Origin of the sequence: Streptomyces indicus (assembly GCF_900100315.1) — a bacterium.
Classification (GTDB): domain Bacteria; phylum Actinomycetota; class Actinomycetes; order Streptomycetales; family Streptomycetaceae; genus Streptomyces; species Streptomyces indicus.
Genome location: NZ_FNFF01000001.1, coordinates 832028 through 847237 on the forward strand (window position 1 = coordinate 832028; position 15210 = coordinate 847237).

Consider the following 15210-nt stretch of genomic DNA (forward strand, 5'->3'; position numbering starts at 1 on the left):
GGTCCGGGACGGCGGCGGTACGACGAACGCCACGAGCCCACCCGGTTGGCAGACCGCCGCCTTCCGGAGGCAGGCGGCGGCTACGGAACGGCGGCGGCCTCGGGCTGCGGGGTCATCGGCCGGCGCGGCGTGGGCAGGGACGCCTGTTCCCAGCGCTTGCTGACCCGGATGTAGCCGTAGATCACGGAGCCCATAGCGGCCAGGATCAGGAGGCCGAAGAGGGCCGGGTACTGGGACATGGCCACCGCGCGGAAGCGGTACATGAGAAGCAGGCCGGTGAAGACCACGGCGCCGTACGCGGCAAGGCGCAGGGCCGGGCGGTCCCAGCCGTGGGCCTGCGCCCGCAGGGCCGCCTCGATGGTGAGCACGAACACCACGCCCGACACGAGGTCCACGCCGTAGTGGTAGCCGAACCCGAGGGTCGCGCAGAGCGTGGCCACCAGCCAGAACGTGCCCGCGAAGCGCAGCAGCCGCGGCCCTTGCCGGGAGTGGATGAACAGGGCGGTGGCCCAGGCGGTGTGCAGGCTGGGCATGCAGTTGCGTGGGGTGATCTGGTCGAAGAGGACGGGCTGCGGTGCGGTCAGCTTGACCGGGATGTGCGGCCACATCTGCCCGGCGGCCCAGATCCCGCCGTCGACGCCGTACGCGAAGACCGGGCCGACCACCGGGAAGATCATGTAGATGCCGGGCCCGAGCAGGCCTATGACGAGGAAGGTCCGTACGAGGTGGTGGCGCGGGAAGCGCCGGTTGCCCGCGACGTTGCGCAGCTGGTAGAGCGCGATGACCACGGCGGCGACGGCGAGCTGCACGTAGACCCAGTCGAGGAGGTGCGACCCGACGGGACCGACGGCTTCGAGGACCTGGCCCGCCACCCAGGAGGGGTTGCCGAGCGCGTGGTCGGCGGTGGCGAGGTACGGGTCGAGGACCGTGGGCTTGGTCTTGGAGGTGATCAGCAGCCAGGCGTCGCCGGTCTTGCGCCCCGCCACCAGGAGCAGTCCGAGTCCGACGCCTTTGAGGAGCAGGACACGTTCCGCGCCCTCGCGGCGCGTGAGGGCGATCACGGTGACGCCCACCATCACCCACAGGGCACCGTTGCCGAAGTTCATCGCCGCGCCCAGCGCCCAGCGCACCGCCCAGAAGGCCAGGTCGACGGTGACCGCCGCGCCCAGCGCGATGAGGCGCTCCCGTCTGGTGAGGACCACCATCATCAGGGCCATGGCCGCGTAGAGCAGCGGTCCCGACGCGGGTGCGAAGATCAGTTCACGCGCCTGCTGGGTGAGCGGGCCGGGGACGCCGTAGTGCCGGGCCGCGAATTCCAGGCCGGTCACGAACGACAGGGCGACGACACCGGCGACGACCCACACGATCGTCATCGGCCGCCACGTCGCGACCCCCCGGAGGCGGTTCGTGCTGGGCGACGGCTCCTTTGCCGTTTTCGGTATCAATTCCCCTGGCCAGTTCGCTCGATAGTGGCTGGATGGTCGCTGTCTGTCCTCGGCTGCGCTGCTTCCCTGGAGGATGACGATGCTAGTGATCGTGACGGATCGAACATGCTAACGGAGCAGGACGGGCGCCTGTGCATCGGCTGTGACTCGGGGCGCGGATGTGGCGCAATCCCACCTCTGAATCAACGTCCCGTCCAAGCCCCGGCCCGAGGTCTCGTCCTCTCTGCGCGGTTCCCCCTACGTTCCACCTCCACCTCGCGCTACAGCAGGCGGCGGATCATCCGGTGGCCGCGAGCACCGTCGTACGGCCGCCCAGCGCGCGCGAGAACTGGTCGGTGACCTGCTCCAGCGCCTCGCGCGTGGCGGGCTCGACCTCGAGCGTGCCGTCCGGGCGCGGTTCGATCAACTTGTCCAGAACGAACCAGCCAGGCGTGATATGGGCGGGCCCCATGGACGCGAGGACCGGGCGCAGGGCGTAGTCGATGGCGAGGACGTGCGCGGTGGTGCCGCCGGTGGCGAGCGGAAGGACGGTCTTGTCCTTCAGGGCGTACTGCGGCAGAAGGTCCAGGAGCGACTTCAGGAGTCCCGAGTACGCCGCCTTGTACACGGGAGTGCCGATGACCACGCCGTCGGCCTGCCCGAACAGGGCGGTGGCCTCGATGATCGCCGGGTGGGCGAAGTCGGCGTGCAGCAGCGCCTCGGCCGGGAGCGTACGGACGTCGAGGGGGATCACCTCGTGTCCCTGTGCGGCGAGCCGGCGGTCGAGCTGACGCAGCAGCCGGGCGGTGCGGGAGGTGGCGGAGGGGCTGCCGGAGACGGACAGGACGGTGGCCATGGCGGGGCCTTTCTCGGGAGGGGCGAGCGAGGAGGAGAAGCGGAGAGGGGAGGTCAGGCGCCGGCGCGTTCGGGGGCCGGCCCATCGAGCACGGGGGCCCACGGGAACGGCGGATCGGGGATCTCGCGGCGCAGCACCGGGGCCACCTCGGACTGGAAGCGCGCGAGCGAGTCCCGGTGCTGGGCCGGCGTCAGCCCGGCCGCGTCCGCGGCCACATGGAACACGGTGTGCCCGAACTGCTCGTGGTAGCGGTGCACTTTGTCGATCACCTGCTGCGGGCTGCCGACCAGCGCGGAACTGCGGGCGACGAAGTCCTCCAGCGTGGTGAAGACGGGGTCGAGGCCGAGGCTCTTCTGGAGGGCGAGACTGCCTTCGAACACCGGGCGGTACGCGGCCAGCGCCTCCTGGGAGGTGCGCGCCACGTACACACCGGCCGTGCCCGCGCCGACCGTGATCCGGGCCGGGTCGTGACCGTGGTGCTCCCAGCGCTCGCGGTAGTGGCGGATGAGCGCCGCGTACGGCTCGATGGGATGGGTGACGTTCGCGGAGAACAGCGGGTCGCCGTAGCGGGCCGCGAGCTCCACGGACTCCTTGCTGGTGGCGCTGCCGTGCCAGACGCGGACGGGACGCTGCAGCGGCCGGGGCCACACCTCCGCGTTCTCCAGCGCGGGCCGGAACCGTGTCGCCGCGCTCACCTTGTCCTCGCGCCAGATCCGCCGGAACACCTCGTAACTCTCGGCGTTGCGCTCCCACTGATCCTCGGGCGTGACCCGGAAGAGCTCGCGCTGCGCGGCGCCGTTGCCCTTGCCGATCATCAACTCGAGCCGCCCGCCGGAGAGATGGTCGAGCGTCGCGTAGTCCTCGTAGGCGCGGACCGGGTCGAGCAGGCTGAGCGTGGTGACGGCCGTGAACAGCCGGATGCGGGTGGTGAGGGCGGCGATGTGGCTGAGCACGACAGGGGGCGCGGAGGAGAGGAACGGGTACTCGTGCCGCTCCCCCACGCCGAACCCGTCGAAGCCCAGCTCCTCGGCGAGCAGGGCGTTGTCGACGACTTCACGGAATCGTTCGGTGGTCGTGGTCTGCTCGCCCGTCACCGGGTGCGGGCTGTGCACGATGAGGGTGATGGCCAGGAACTTCATGGTGCCGTGGGCTCCTTGAGCAGGTGGGCGGTGCGGTCCGTGACCGGCCGTACGGGGCCGGGCAGGCCGAGGTGTTCGCGGAGGGTGCGGCCGGCGTAGGCGGCCCGGAACAGGCCGGCTTCGCGCAGCCGGGGCACCAGTCCGTGGACGAGCTGCGGCAGTTCGGCCCGCAAGGTGGTCGGCACGAGGTGGAAGCCGTCCGCCCCGGTCTCGGTGCGCCACTGCGCCAGTCGGGCCGCCAGGGCGGTGGCGGCTCCGGTGAAGCGGGTTCCGGGGGCGGGTGGCGGGCGGAGGTCGTAGCCGTCGCCCAGGTCGGAGCCGTTGCACAGATCGACCTCCACGCGCAGCAGGAGGCGCAGCTCGCGCGGGTCGCGTCCGGCTCCGCGTACGCGGCGGAGCAGTTCGGTCCGTGCGGTGCGTGCCGCGGCGGTATCTGTCGCGTGCAGGAGTACGACGTCGGCGTGCCGTGCTGCCAACTCCCAGGTGCTGTCCGGCGCTTGGGCGGACAGGGAGACGACGAGGGGCGGGGCGCCCCGGGGAGGGCGCCGCCCGTCGCGTATCACCGTCTCCTCCCTCTCCTCCTCGGCGTCACTCACCAGCCAGCCGGCCCGCCCGTCGCTCACGGAGTCCAGGGCTGCCAGGTCAGGAGGGGTGGGCGGCGAGGGTGCCGTCGGTACGAGGCCGATGCGGCGGGTCAGGGGCGCGACCCGGGCGATTTCCGCGAGCGGGTCGGGGGCGAAGGAGGTGCCGAGCGTGACGAAGTCCAGGGCGCCCTGCTCGGCCAGTCCGACCAGGGCGGTGCGTGCGGGGGCGGCGAGGCGGTCGGGCGCGCCCAGCTCCACGGCGAGGTTCAGCTCTCGGGGCATGCCGGTGCTCCCTACGCGGCGTTCTTCGGCAGGCCCGGCGGGTTGATCTCGGACTTCGGCACGGCCTCGTCGGACAGGCCCCAGCGCGCGAGCACCTTGGCGTAACTGCCGTTCTCGATCACGTGGTTGAGGGCCGCGGCGAGCGGCTTCGCCAGGCCGCTGTCCTTCTTGGTGGTGGCCGCGATGAGGCCCTGGAGCGTGGCTCCGGCACCCGAGTAGGTACCGACCACCTCGGTGTTCCCGCTGGTCACCGCGTGGTAGGCGGCCGTCGGGTTGGGCCCGACGTAGAGGTCGATACGGCCGGACCTGAGCGCGAGATAGGTGTCGCTCTCGCTCTGGTAGTACTTGATGTCCACCGGCTCGCGTCCGGCCTTCTCGTTCTCCTTGCTCCATTCGACGAGGAGCTTCTCCTGGTTGGTGCCGCTGGACACGGCGACCTTGAGACCCGCCACGTCCTCGGGTCCCGCGACCTTCAGACCGCTGCCCTTCTTCGCGGCGAAGCCCAGGTTGTCCTCGCGGTAGGTGGCGAAGTCGTACTTCTCCTTGCGCTCCTCGGTGACCGTGATGTTGCTGAAGCCCACGTCGTACTTGGCGCTGTCCAGGCCGACGAAGATGTTCTCCCAGGAGACGGTGTTGATCCGCGGCTTCAGACCGAGCACGTCGGCGACCAGGTGGGCGAGGTCGGGTTCGACGCCGATGACGGTCTTGTTGTCGGTGGCGTAAAACGTGAGCGGGGCGGCCGAGCCGGAGGAGTCGACGATCTCGAGGGTGCCGCGCTCGCGGATCTCCTCGGGGACCTGGGCGGCGATCGCGTCCACCTTCGCGGTGGTGATGCGCTTCCGGTCGGGGCTCGTGTCGATCCTCGTCTTGGATCCGGGGGCGGCGGCCACGTCGGTGGTGCCGGCCTCGGGGTTGCCGCAGGCGGCCAGGACGAGCGCCGAGGCGGCCAGCAGGGAGGCGGCGAAACGGCGGGGGCGCGGGGCGGCAGCACGGCGAGGGCGGGAGACGGTCAGGGCTGGCACGGCAGAGCTCCTTGCGGAAGTGAGGACATGGAGAAGCGGGAGGGGTGTCAGAGCACCTTGGAGAGGAAGGCGCGGGTCCGCTCGTGCTGCGGGGCGTCGAGTACGGCCGCGGGCGGCCCCTGCTCCACGATCAGGCCGTCGTCCATGAACACCACGGTGTCAGCCACCTCGCGGGCGAAGCCGATCTCGTGGGTGACGACCACCATCGTCGTGCCGGAGCGCGCCAAGTCCTTGATGACATCGAGGACTTCACCCACCAGCTCGGGGTCGAGCGCGGAGGTGGGTTCGTCGAAGAGCAGCACTTTCGGCGATACGGCGAGGGCGCGGGCGATGGCCACACGCTGCTGCTGTCCTCCGGAGAGCTGGCGCGGGTAGGCCCCGGCCTTGTCGGCGAGCCCGACCCGGTCGAGCAACCGCCGGGCGGTGTCCTCGGCTTCCCTGCGCGGCCGGCGCAGGGCGGAGACGGGGGCCTCGACGAGGTTCTCCAGAACGGTCAGATGCGGGAAGAGGTTGAAGTTCTGGAAGACGAACCCGATGTGGGTGCGCTGCTTCAGGACCTCCTTCTCCTTCAGCTCGTACAGCTTGTCACCGGCCCGTCGGTAGCCGATGAGCTCGCCGTCGATGCTGATCCAGCCGCGGTTGACCTTCTCCAGGTGGTTGATGGTGCGCAGGAGTGTGGACTTGCCCGAGCCCGAGGGCCCGAGGATCACGGTGACCTCGCCGGCGCGGACCCGGAGGTCCACGCCGCGCAGCACGTGCAGGGGTCCGAAGCTCTTGTGGACGCCGTGCACGTCCACCATCACCTCGCTCATCGGCGGTCTCCAAAGGGCTTGAGCGGTACGGGAGTCGGGGGCCCGGGCCGGGCGGCCGCGGCCCGCATCCCGAGGACGAGGCGGCGGACGCGCTGGAGCGGGGTGGGTGGCGGGGTGCGGTCCGCGCCGCGGGCGTAGTGCCGCTCCACGTAGTACTGGGCGAGGGAGAGCAGCGAGGTCAGCACCACGTACCAGGCGGTGGCCACGAGCAGCAGCGGGATCACCCGGCCGTTGCGGCCGTAGATCACCTGCACCTGGTAGAAGAGCTCGCCGATGGCCATCACGTAGACCACCGAGGTGCCCTTGAGCAGGCCGATGATCTCGTTCCCCGCGGTGGGCAGGATGGCGCGCATGGCCTGCGGGAGCACGATCCGGCGGATCTGCCGCAGCCGCGGGATCCCGAGCGCGGCGGCCGCCTCGGACTGCCCGCTGTCCACGGCGAGCACCCCGCCGCGCACGATCTCGGCGGCGTACGCGGCCTGGTGGAGCGTGAGCCCGATGACGGCGGCGCCGATCGTGCCGATCAGACTGTTGCTGTCCACAGACCAGAACACCGGCCCGAACGGGATCCCGACCCCCAACTGCTCATACAGGGCACTGAGGTTGAACCAGAACACCAGCTGGACGATCATCGGGATCGAACGGAAGATCCAGATGTAGGTCCAGGCGACGGTCTGCAGGACCGGACTGCGCGACAGCCGCATGAAGGCGAGCAGAGTGCCGAGCAGGAAGCCGAGGACGGTGGCGTACGCGGTGAGTTGCAGCGTCACCCAGACGGCCTGGACGATCGTGTCGGAGAAGAAGTAGGCGGCGAAGACCTCCCACTCCCAGACGGGGTTGGTCGCGAGGCCGTGCGTGAACTGGGCGACGAGGACGAGCACGGCGAACGCCGCCGCCCAGCGGGCGTAGTGGCGGGTGGGGACGACGGTGTACCCGGCCTTGTCGGGCGGGTCCGCCACGGGTGCGGCCGCGCCGGGCGGCGCTTGGTCGGTGAGCGATGACATGGCAGCCGGCTCCGCTCAACTCTGCGGGTGTTCGGGCGGGTTGATACGGGAGGCCTCGATCGCGGAGGCGGAGGTGCCCCACTTCTTCAGGATCCGGGCGTACGTGCCGTCCTTGATCAGTTCGTCGACCGCGGCCTGGAACGCCTTGGTGAGCGGGGAGCCCTTCTTGAAGGCGAAGCCGACGTCGAGGCGGTGGAACTCGCCCAGGAACTCCGTCTGCGAGGCGGGCTGGGCCGCCTGGTACCGCAGGCCGTTGATGGTGGACATGACCACGTCGATCCGGCCCTGCTGGAGCGCGGTGAGGGTGGCTCCGTTCTCGGAGTAGACCTTCACCTCGTACGGCTTCCTGCCGTGCTCGGCACACACCTCCTTCCGCGCGGTGAGGGTGGCCTCGAAGGTGGTGCCGGCGCCGGTGCCGATGGTCAGGCCGCACAGCTGCACGAGGTCGGTGACCTTCTTGCCGAGCTCGGTGTTGCCCTTCTTCACGGCGAAGCCCTGGCCGTCGTTGATGTAGGTGACGAAATCGATGGTCTTGAGGCGTTCGGTGGTCACGCCGAAGTTGCCGGTGCCGACGTCGTACTTGCCGCTGCCGAGCGCGGGCAGGATCGTCTCGAATGAGGCGTCCTGGCGCTCGAGGCGCAGCCCGAGGACCTTGGCGACGGCGTCGGCGAGGTCGATGTCCTGGCCGGCGGGCGGCTTGTCCGCGCCGTTCGGGTAGTACGCCCCGGGCGGGAAGCCGACCGAGCTGCCGACGCGCAGGGTGCCCGCCTCGCGTACCTCCGCGGGCAGCAGTGCCGCTGCCGACTCCACCTTGCGTACGGCCGCGACCGGGTCATCGGTGGGCGCGGCGGAGGCCTGGGCCCCGGCCGGCGCGGCGGCCGTACCGGAGTCGGCTCCGCAGGCGGTCACGGCCAGCAGGGGCAGCAGGACCAGGCCGGCGGCGAGCCGTATGCGGGTTCCGGATGCGCGGATCTTCACGGGGCGGGGGCCTTTCCGGGGGTGGCGGGCGTGAGGTGTTCCTCGAAAGGGGTGAGGTGCTTCTCGAAGGGCAGCGGGCCGATGGTTTCCGGGTCGGCGCCGGTGTCGAACAGGGGCGTGTAGCCGGTGGCCAGATACAGGCCGCGCGCCTCGGGCTGGCGCGGCCCGGTCGTCAGGTAGACGCGCCGGTACCCGCGGGCGGCGGCCTCGCGCTCCAGCTCGGCGACGACCCGGCGGCCGAGCCCGCGGCGCCGGGCCGCGGAGTGCGTCCAGATGCGCTTGAGTTCGGCCGTCTCGGCGTCGTACCGCCGGAAGGCCCCGCCGGCCACGGCCTCGCCGCGTTCGAGCAGCAACAGCAGCAGTCCGCCGTACGCGGGGGTGAACTCCTCGTCCGGATAGCGGGAGATCTCGGCGTGGGCGTCCTTGCCGTAGCGCTCGGTGTACTCGTGCCCGAGCTCGCGCAGCAGCGGGCGTACGCGCGGGTCGGCGACGGTGACCTCGATGACGGTCAACTCGGGTGTGGGGGTTGGCTGTTGGGGTGCCGAGGTCACCGGTTGCGGCGCGGTGGCCGTTCGCTGAGGTGCGGAAGTCATCCGTTCACCGCCGTGAGGGTCCGGTCCGTGCCGGCCGCGTGCTCGCCGGCACGCTTCGCCTCACGCTCGGCATCACGCTTGGCGACCTCCTCGCGGACGATCGGGATCACGTGCCGGCCGAAGTCGATGGCGTCACCGAGCAGGTCGTAGCCGCGGGCGGACAGGATGTCGACGCCGAGGTCGTAGTAGTCGAGCAGCGCCTGCGCGACCGTCTCGGGCGTGCCGACCAGCGCGTTGGAGTTGCCGGCGCCGCCGGTCGCCGCGGCGGTCGGGGTCCACAGGGCGCGGTCATAGCGCTCGCCTGCCTCGGCGATGGCGAGCAGGCGCTGGGAGCCGGCGTTCTCCGGGGCCTGGCCACGGTGATGGCGTACGAGACCGGATTCGCGTCGCTCCCGGATGGCACCGACCGTGCGGTGCGCCTTCTCCCAGGCCAGTTCCTCGGTGGGCGCGATGATCGGGCGGAAGGCGACCTGGATGCGGGGCACGTCCGTGCGGCCCGCGGCCTTGGCAGCGGCCTTCACCCGCTCGATCTGCTCGGCGGTCTTCGCGAGGGGTTCGCCCCACAGGCAGTAGATGTCGGCCTCGGCTCCCCCGGCCCCGTACGCGGCCTCCGACGAACCGCCGAACGAGACATTCGGCCGCGGCTGCTGCACCGGGAACACATCGCTGACGAAGTCGTGGAAGCGGTAGTGCTCGCCCTCGTGATCGAAGGGCTCGTGGGTGGTCCAGATCTTCTTGACGATGCGGATGTACTCGCGGGTGCGGGCGTACCGCTCGTCCTTGGTAAGGGTGTCGCCCTCGCGGCCCTGCTCGTGGTCGTTGCCGCCGGTGATGAAGTGCACGGTCAGCCGGCCGTCGCTGATCCGGTCGAGGGTCGCGAAGGTCTTCGCGGCGAACGTGGGATACGAGACGTTCGGCCGGTGGGCCAGCAGGATCTGCAGCCGGTCGAGGTGGCTCGCGAGATAGGCGGCGGCAGGCGCGGGATCGGGCGAGCCGGAACCGTAGGCGAACAGGACCCGGTCCCAGCCGTGGTCCTCGTGCGCCCGGCCGAGGCGGAGCGTGTACTCCTTGTCGAAGGCTCCGCCGGAGCGGGGCGTGGTTTCGGAGCCGTCGTTGGTGGCGGCGATACCGAGGAATTCCACGGGCATGGCAGTGACCTTTCGGGCAGGACCGCATGCAGGCAGGGGAGAACTGCCGTGAATGCAGCGGAAAATGAGCAGCCGTCAGCTGATCGTCAGCCGATTGCGGCGGGCGGAGGAAATCCGGGAAAAGGCAGGAGTGAAGACGCCGGACGTCGGAAGAAATACCGAATGCGCCGGAGGAACTGGAGTTACCGGCAGCGCGGCGCAGACGACGGGAAAAGGCGGCGGAGGAGGCAGCGCGCGCAGGGCGGAACTCGGCCCGCGACGGGGTCACCGAGGGAGGGAAGGGCCGGTCAGAAGGCCCGCTGCCGCGTCAGGCGCAACACGCCGCGGACCACACCCGACCGAAGTCGATGTGGCTGCGCGTCACCAAGCGCTCCTGGGCAGTCATGCGATCCATTCAGCAGGACGCCGGGCGGCCCGTCAAGGAGTGACCGGATAATGGGATGCCGATTCCAGGCGCGCAACAAATGCTTCAACTGCCCGCAACAAAAGAGCTGTTGACACCTCTCTGCGCACGCCGCATACGATCGGAATCGGGCCGGCTCCGTCCTGCGCGACGGGCGGCCCTGCCGTGTTGAGGGACGCGGCGCATGTGACGCCTATGACGTCTGTCCTTGTCGCCCGCGATCCCTCCCCGGAGCCTTCTTCATGGTCACGCCCTCCGAAGTGAAGCCCGTCCCGGCACCGGCCGGCTCCCCTCATCCGTCCCCGAAGAAAACCACGGACACGAACACGGCCACGGACACCGCCCCGCGCATCGTGCCGCGCCGGCACGTGGGCCGATGGACGACCGCGGCTCTGGCCCTTCTCCTCCTCGCCCTCGTCCTCAACTCCGTCCTCCGCAACGACGCCTTCCAATGGGGCGTGGTGGGCCGCTACTTCACCACCGCCGCCGTACTCGACGGCCTGCTCCTCACCCTGTGGCTGACCGGCGTGGTCATGGTCCTCGGCTTCGCCCTCGGCACCGTCCTCGCCGTCATGCGCCTGTCCGCCAACCCGGTCCTCGCCACGCTCAGTTGGGGCTTCGTGTGGATCTTCCGGTCCACGCCGCTGCTCGTCCAGCTCCTCTTCTGGTTCAACATCGGCGCGCTCTACCCGACCCTGAGCCTCGGCATCCCCTTCGGCCCGGAACTGCTGTCCGTCAAGACGGTCAACCTGCTCGGCCCGACCCTGACCGCCGTGATCGGTCTGACCCTGCACGAGAGCGCGTACGCCGCGGAGGTGGTGCGCGGGGGCATCGTCGCCGTGGAGTCCGGCCAGACGGAGGCCGCGCAGGCGCTCGGTCTGAGCAAGTCCCGCACCCTGCGCCGGATCGTCATCCCGCAGGCGATGCGCTCGATCGTGCCGACCGCGGGCAACATGCTGATCGGCACCCTGAAGGGCACGAGCATCGTCAGCGTCCTGGCCGTGCACGACCTGCTGTACTCCACCCAACTGATCTACAACCAGACGTACCAGGTCATCCCGCTCCTGATGGTCGCCACGCTCTGGTACATCGCGGTCACGAGCGTCCTGAGCACGGGCCAGTACTACGTGGAACGGCATTACGCCCGCGGCACCTCCCGCAGCCTGCCGCCCACGCCGCTGCAACGGGTGCGCGCGAGGACCTCCGTCCTGCGCGGCCGCGTCTACGCGGTCACGGCACCGAGGCCTCGTACGGCCGACGGCGGCACGACCGACGCGGGTCCGACCAACGAAGGTACGGGTACGACTGCGGGCGGCCAGCGATGACCGGTCACCTCCCCGCGCCCCAGCTGACCGGCCACCGTCCTGCGCCCCACCAGACCGGCCACCGCCCGGCGGTCCTGGCCATCGTGGGCGCGGGCCCGCGCACCACCGGCCTCCTCGAACGCTTGGCGGCCAATGCCCCTGAACTCTGGCCGGACGACCGCCCGTTGGAGATCCATCTCATCGATCCGCACCCACCGGGCCCGGGCCGGATCTGGCGCCACGACCAGTCCCCGCTCCTTCGCATGAACTCCATGGCCGAGGACGTCACGATGTTCACGGACGAGTCCTCGACGGTCGACGGGCCGGTGCGCCCCGGCCCGTCGCTCGCGGAGTGGGCCGCCCAGTTCTCCGGCGCCGGTCCGCGCCATCTCCCGTACACGGAACCCGGCGACCCGGAGGTCCTGGCCGAACTCCGCACCCTCGCACCCACCGACTTCCCCACTCGCCGCGCGCAAAGTGCCTACCTGGACTGGGTGTTCCGACGCGTGCTCACCGAACTCCCGCCCACGATCACGGTCACGTGGCACCGCACGACCGCGACCGCCGTCTCCGGCGAGGTCGACGGCGTGCAGGAGATCCACTTCACCAGCCACCGCACCTCACTCCGCGCCGACCTTGTGATCCTGGCGCAAGGCCACCTGGACTCGTCCCCGGACCCCCGCCACGCGGCCAACGCCGCCTTCGCCCGCCGCCACGGCCGCTTCCACCTGCCACCCGCCTTCACGGCGGACGCCGACCTCTCCTCCCTCCGTCCCGGCGAACACGTCCTGGTCCGCGGCTTCGGCCTGGCGTTCATCGACTTGATGGCGCTGCTGACCGAGGGCAGAGGAGGCACCTTCACCCCTTCGAACTCAGCCGACGGCGCCCTCACCTACCACCCGTCAGGCCAAGAACCGATCCTCCACATCGGCTCCCGCCGCGGAGTCCCGTACCACGCCAAAACCCGCTACCGCCTCCAGGGCCCCCGCCCACCCCTCCCCCGCTACTTCGGCCCCGAAGCCCTGGACACCCTCCTCGCCAAGAGCACCCACGGCCCCCTCGACTTCCACCGCGACGTCTGGCCCTTGATGGCCAAGGAGATCGCCTACGGCCACTACCACGAGCTCTTCCACGCCCACCCGAACCGCGTAACGCTGCCGTGGCCGGCCTTCTCCTCCACCTACGACCAACTCCCCTGGCACTCCCCGCACATGAAGACCCTCATCGCCTCATCCATCCCGAACCCGACAGACCGCCTGGACTTCGCCACGCTCGACCGCCCCTTGGCGGGCGTCCGGCTCCCCTCCCCCTCCGCCCTCCAGAACCATCTCCGCACTCTGATCGCGGAGGACGTGAACCGCCGCGAGAACCCGCACCACAGCGCCGACCTGGGCGCCTTCCACGCCCTGCTCTCGATCTACGGCCAGCTCCCCCGCCTCGTCGACGCGGGCCGCCTCTCCGCACGCTCGGTCACCGAGGACCTGGACGGCTGGTGGCGCGGCTTCTTCAGCTTCCTCGCCTCGGGCCCCCCGGGCTTCCGCCTCCGCCAGCTCCTGGCCCTCTCGGAGGCAGGCATCGTCCACTTCCTGGGCGCAGACGTCACCATCGCCACAGACGAATCAACCGGCACCTTCACGGCCACGTCCCCCACGGTCCCCGGCCACACCACCCACGCCACAGCCCTCATCGAGTCCTACCTCCCCACTCCGTCCCTGACGCGCACGAGAGACCCCCTCCTCCACTCCCTCCACACGGCGAACGCCCTCACGGAGGAAACCCTCACGGACCCCACCACACCCCACCCCCACCCCACGGGCTTGCTGAAGGTCACCCCTACAACAGCCCACGTCGTGGACCCGTCGCTGAGCAATGGCCCGCACCCCCGCCGCATAGCCCTGGGCGCCCCGACCAACAGCCGCGGCATCGCAGCCTTCGCCCGCCCACGGACGGATGCACCGGCGTTTCGGCAGAACGATGGGGTGGCTCGGGGGGTGCTCCGGATACTGCGGGGAACGTCGACTGCCGGAGAACGACAGATCCCCGCGGTCTCCGGAGAGACCGCGGGGATCTGATGTGTGTCCGAGGGGGGACTTGAACCCCCACGCCCGATAAAGGGCACTAGCACCTCAAGCTAGCGCGTCTGCCATTCCGCCACCCGGACTAGGTGTCTGCCGTTCGCGGGGTGTTCCCCGCGGCGACATGGACAACAATACCAAGCTTTCGGGGTGCCTTTCACCTGCGTATACGGGGCGGCTGCGGAGGGGGCGGGCAGGGGCGGCCTACCGTCTGACCATGAGTGATCGCCACGTCACCGAGAGCGCCGTCGCGCGGCTTCCGCGGCCTTTGTCGCAGGTGAGAGAGCACTTGCGGGACACGTTCTGGTTCGCGCCGACGGCAGGGCTTGTCGTGACCGCCGCGCTGTGGGTCTTCACGTCGGAGATCGATCAGGAGATCCTGCGGGCGATGCAGGCGGACGGCGACACGGAGGGCGTTGCCGCGGCGGTCCGGTTCGCCGAGGACGTGAAGCCCGTGGTGAGTGCGATCAGCTCCGCGATGATGACGTTCATCGGTGTGGTGTTCAGCATCTCGCTCGTGGCCGTGCAGATGGCGAGCGGCCAGTTCACGCCTCGGGTCGTACGGGTCTTCGTGCGCTCCCGGATCACCAAGCTGACGTTCAGCGTCTTCCTGTCGACCTTCCTGCTGTCGCTGCTCGTGCTGATCGCCTACGACGGTGCCACCGACCCGCAGGAGGTCGTGAGCGTGCCGCTGCTGCAGGCCGGGCTGGCGCTGCTGATGGTGGGGCTGAGTCTGGTCCTGTTCATCGGGTACGTGAACGCGACGCTGCGGCTCATGCGGGTCGGCTTCGTGATCGACCGGATCACGCAGGAGGCGTTCCGTGTGGTGGCCAAGCTGCCGCCGGTGCGCGGGGTCGAGTGGGACGCGGAACCGGAGACCGGGCGGATCGTGCACAAGGGCCGGGCCGGCGTGCTGCGCGACGTGAACATCGCTCGCCTCGTGCGGTCGGCCCGCAAGCACGGTGTGGTGCTGCGGCTGATCCCGCAGATCGGGGACTTCGTGGTGCCGGGGACGCCGGTGCTCGCGGTGCACGGCGGGACCGCCGCGGTGCGGAAGGTGCCCGTCTACTCCCTGTCGGTGGGGATCGAGCGGACCTTTCATCAGGATCTCGGGTTCGGGCTGCGGCAGCTGTCGGACATCGCGCTGCGCGCGCTGTCCTCCGCGGTGAACGATCCGACCACCGCGGTGCAGGCGGTGGACCGGATCGTCCAGTTCCTGGCGGCGCTGGCGGACAGGCCGCTGGAATCCCTGCGTCACTGCGATCGCCGCGGGCGGGTACGGCTGATCCAGCCGGTGCCCGGCTGGGAGGAGCTGGTGGATCTGGGGTTCGCCGAGATCCGCGGGTGTGCGGCGGGCCATCCGCAGGTGACGCGGCGGCTGCTGGCCGGGCTCGATGATCTCTTGCTGCTCGCGCCGCCGGACCGCGCGGCCTGTCTGCTGCGGCACCGCGCGCTGCTGGCTGCGGCGGTGCAGGCCGCTGTGCCGGAGGCGGCGGACCGTGAGTTCGCCCTTCAGCCGGACCAGCAGGGCATCGGCTGAAGGGCGGGTTCAGGGATGTACGGACGCCCTCGATGGATGCAAGGGC

Annotated in this window: 13 protein-coding genes and 1 tRNA gene; 3 read left to right on the forward strand and 11 right to left on the reverse strand. The window is 70.5% G+C overall.

What is annotated here, in order from left to right:
- Positions 1–80: 80 nt before the first annotated feature.
- From BLT97_RS03755 to BLT97_RS03800, 10 genes are all read right to left on the reverse strand, one after another.
- Positions 81–1373 carry a phosphatase PAP2 family protein gene (locus BLT97_RS03755; RefSeq protein ID WP_176953631.1) on the reverse strand — a complete coding sequence of 431 codons (1293 nt, stop codon included), beginning with the start codon at positions 1371–1373 and terminating at the stop codon, positions 81–83.
- A 349-nt stretch (positions 1374–1722) separates the two neighbouring features.
- Entirely contained in the window at positions 1723–2280 is a 558-nt protein-coding gene (ssuE, locus tag BLT97_RS03760; RefSeq protein WP_093607171.1) for an NADPH-dependent FMN reductase, read from the reverse strand.
- Between the two features lie 53 nt (positions 2281–2333).
- Positions 2334–3419 (reverse strand): LLM class flavin-dependent oxidoreductase, encoded by a 1086-nt coding sequence (locus BLT97_RS03765; protein WP_093607172.1) that lies wholly within the window; start codon positions 3417–3419, stop codon positions 2334–2336.
- Positions 3416–4285 carry an LLM class flavin-dependent oxidoreductase gene (locus tag BLT97_RS03770; protein ID WP_107406987.1) on the reverse strand — a complete coding sequence of 290 codons (870 nt, stop codon included), beginning with the start codon at positions 4283–4285 and terminating at the stop codon, positions 3416–3418. Before BLT97_RS03770 ends, BLT97_RS03765 begins: the two co-directional genes overlap by 4 nt.
- Before the next feature lie 11 nt (positions 4286–4296).
- Positions 4297–5298, reverse strand: coding sequence for an ABC transporter substrate-binding protein (locus BLT97_RS03775; RefSeq protein WP_093607755.1), 1002 nt, complete (start codon positions 5296–5298; stop codon positions 4297–4299).
- Between the two features lie 56 nt (positions 5299–5354).
- Positions 5355–6119: an amino acid ABC transporter ATP-binding protein gene (locus BLT97_RS03780; RefSeq protein WP_093607173.1), complete on the reverse strand. Its 765-nt coding sequence runs from the start codon at positions 6117–6119 to the stop codon at positions 5355–5357.
- A complete protein-coding gene (locus BLT97_RS03785) occupies positions 6116–7123 on the reverse strand; it encodes an amino acid ABC transporter permease (protein ID WP_093607174.1) in 1008 nt (335 codons plus the stop codon). The genes BLT97_RS03780 and BLT97_RS03785 overlap by 4 nt, the downstream gene beginning before the upstream one ends.
- Positions 7124–7138: 15 nt before the next feature.
- The gene (locus tag BLT97_RS03790) at positions 7139–8095 is read right to left on the reverse strand and encodes an ABC transporter substrate-binding protein (RefSeq protein WP_093607756.1); all 957 of its coding nucleotides are present in this window, start codon (positions 8093–8095) and stop codon (positions 7139–7141) included.
- 2 nt (positions 8096–8097) lie between these two features.
- Positions 8098–8694: a GNAT family N-acetyltransferase gene (locus BLT97_RS03795; RefSeq protein ID WP_093607175.1), complete on the reverse strand. Its 597-nt coding sequence runs from the start codon at positions 8692–8694 to the stop codon at positions 8098–8100.
- Positions 8691–9842, reverse strand: a complete 1152-nt coding sequence (locus BLT97_RS03800; RefSeq protein ID WP_093607176.1) for an LLM class flavin-dependent oxidoreductase — start codon at positions 9840–9842, stop codon at positions 8691–8693. The genes BLT97_RS03795 and BLT97_RS03800 overlap by 4 nt, the downstream gene beginning before the upstream one ends.
- A 645-nt stretch (positions 9843–10487) precedes the next feature.
- Between BLT97_RS03800 and BLT97_RS03805 the strand changes: the two genes are divergently transcribed.
- Both BLT97_RS03805 and BLT97_RS03810 read left to right on the forward strand, forming a co-directional pair.
- Positions 10488–11570: an amino acid ABC transporter permease gene (locus BLT97_RS03805; protein WP_093607177.1), complete on the forward strand. Its 1083-nt coding sequence runs from the start codon at positions 10488–10490 to the stop codon at positions 11568–11570.
- On the forward strand, positions 11567–13621 hold the full coding sequence (locus BLT97_RS03810) for an FAD/NAD(P)-binding protein (RefSeq protein ID WP_093607178.1): 2055 nt from the start codon (positions 11567–11569) through the stop codon (positions 13619–13621). Before BLT97_RS03805 ends, BLT97_RS03810 begins: the two co-directional genes overlap by 4 nt.
- Before the next feature lie 4 nt (positions 13622–13625).
- On the opposite strand, the gene BLT97_RS03815 is transcribed toward BLT97_RS03810, so the two are convergent.
- Positions 13626–13710, reverse strand: a tRNA-Leu gene (locus tag BLT97_RS03815).
- Between the two features lie 131 nt (positions 13711–13841).
- Between BLT97_RS03815 and BLT97_RS03820 the strand changes: the two genes are divergently transcribed.
- Entirely contained in the window at positions 13842–15164 is a 1323-nt protein-coding gene (locus BLT97_RS03820) for a DUF2254 domain-containing protein (RefSeq protein WP_093607179.1), read from the forward strand.
- The last annotated feature ends 46 nt before the right edge of the window (positions 15165–15210 follow it).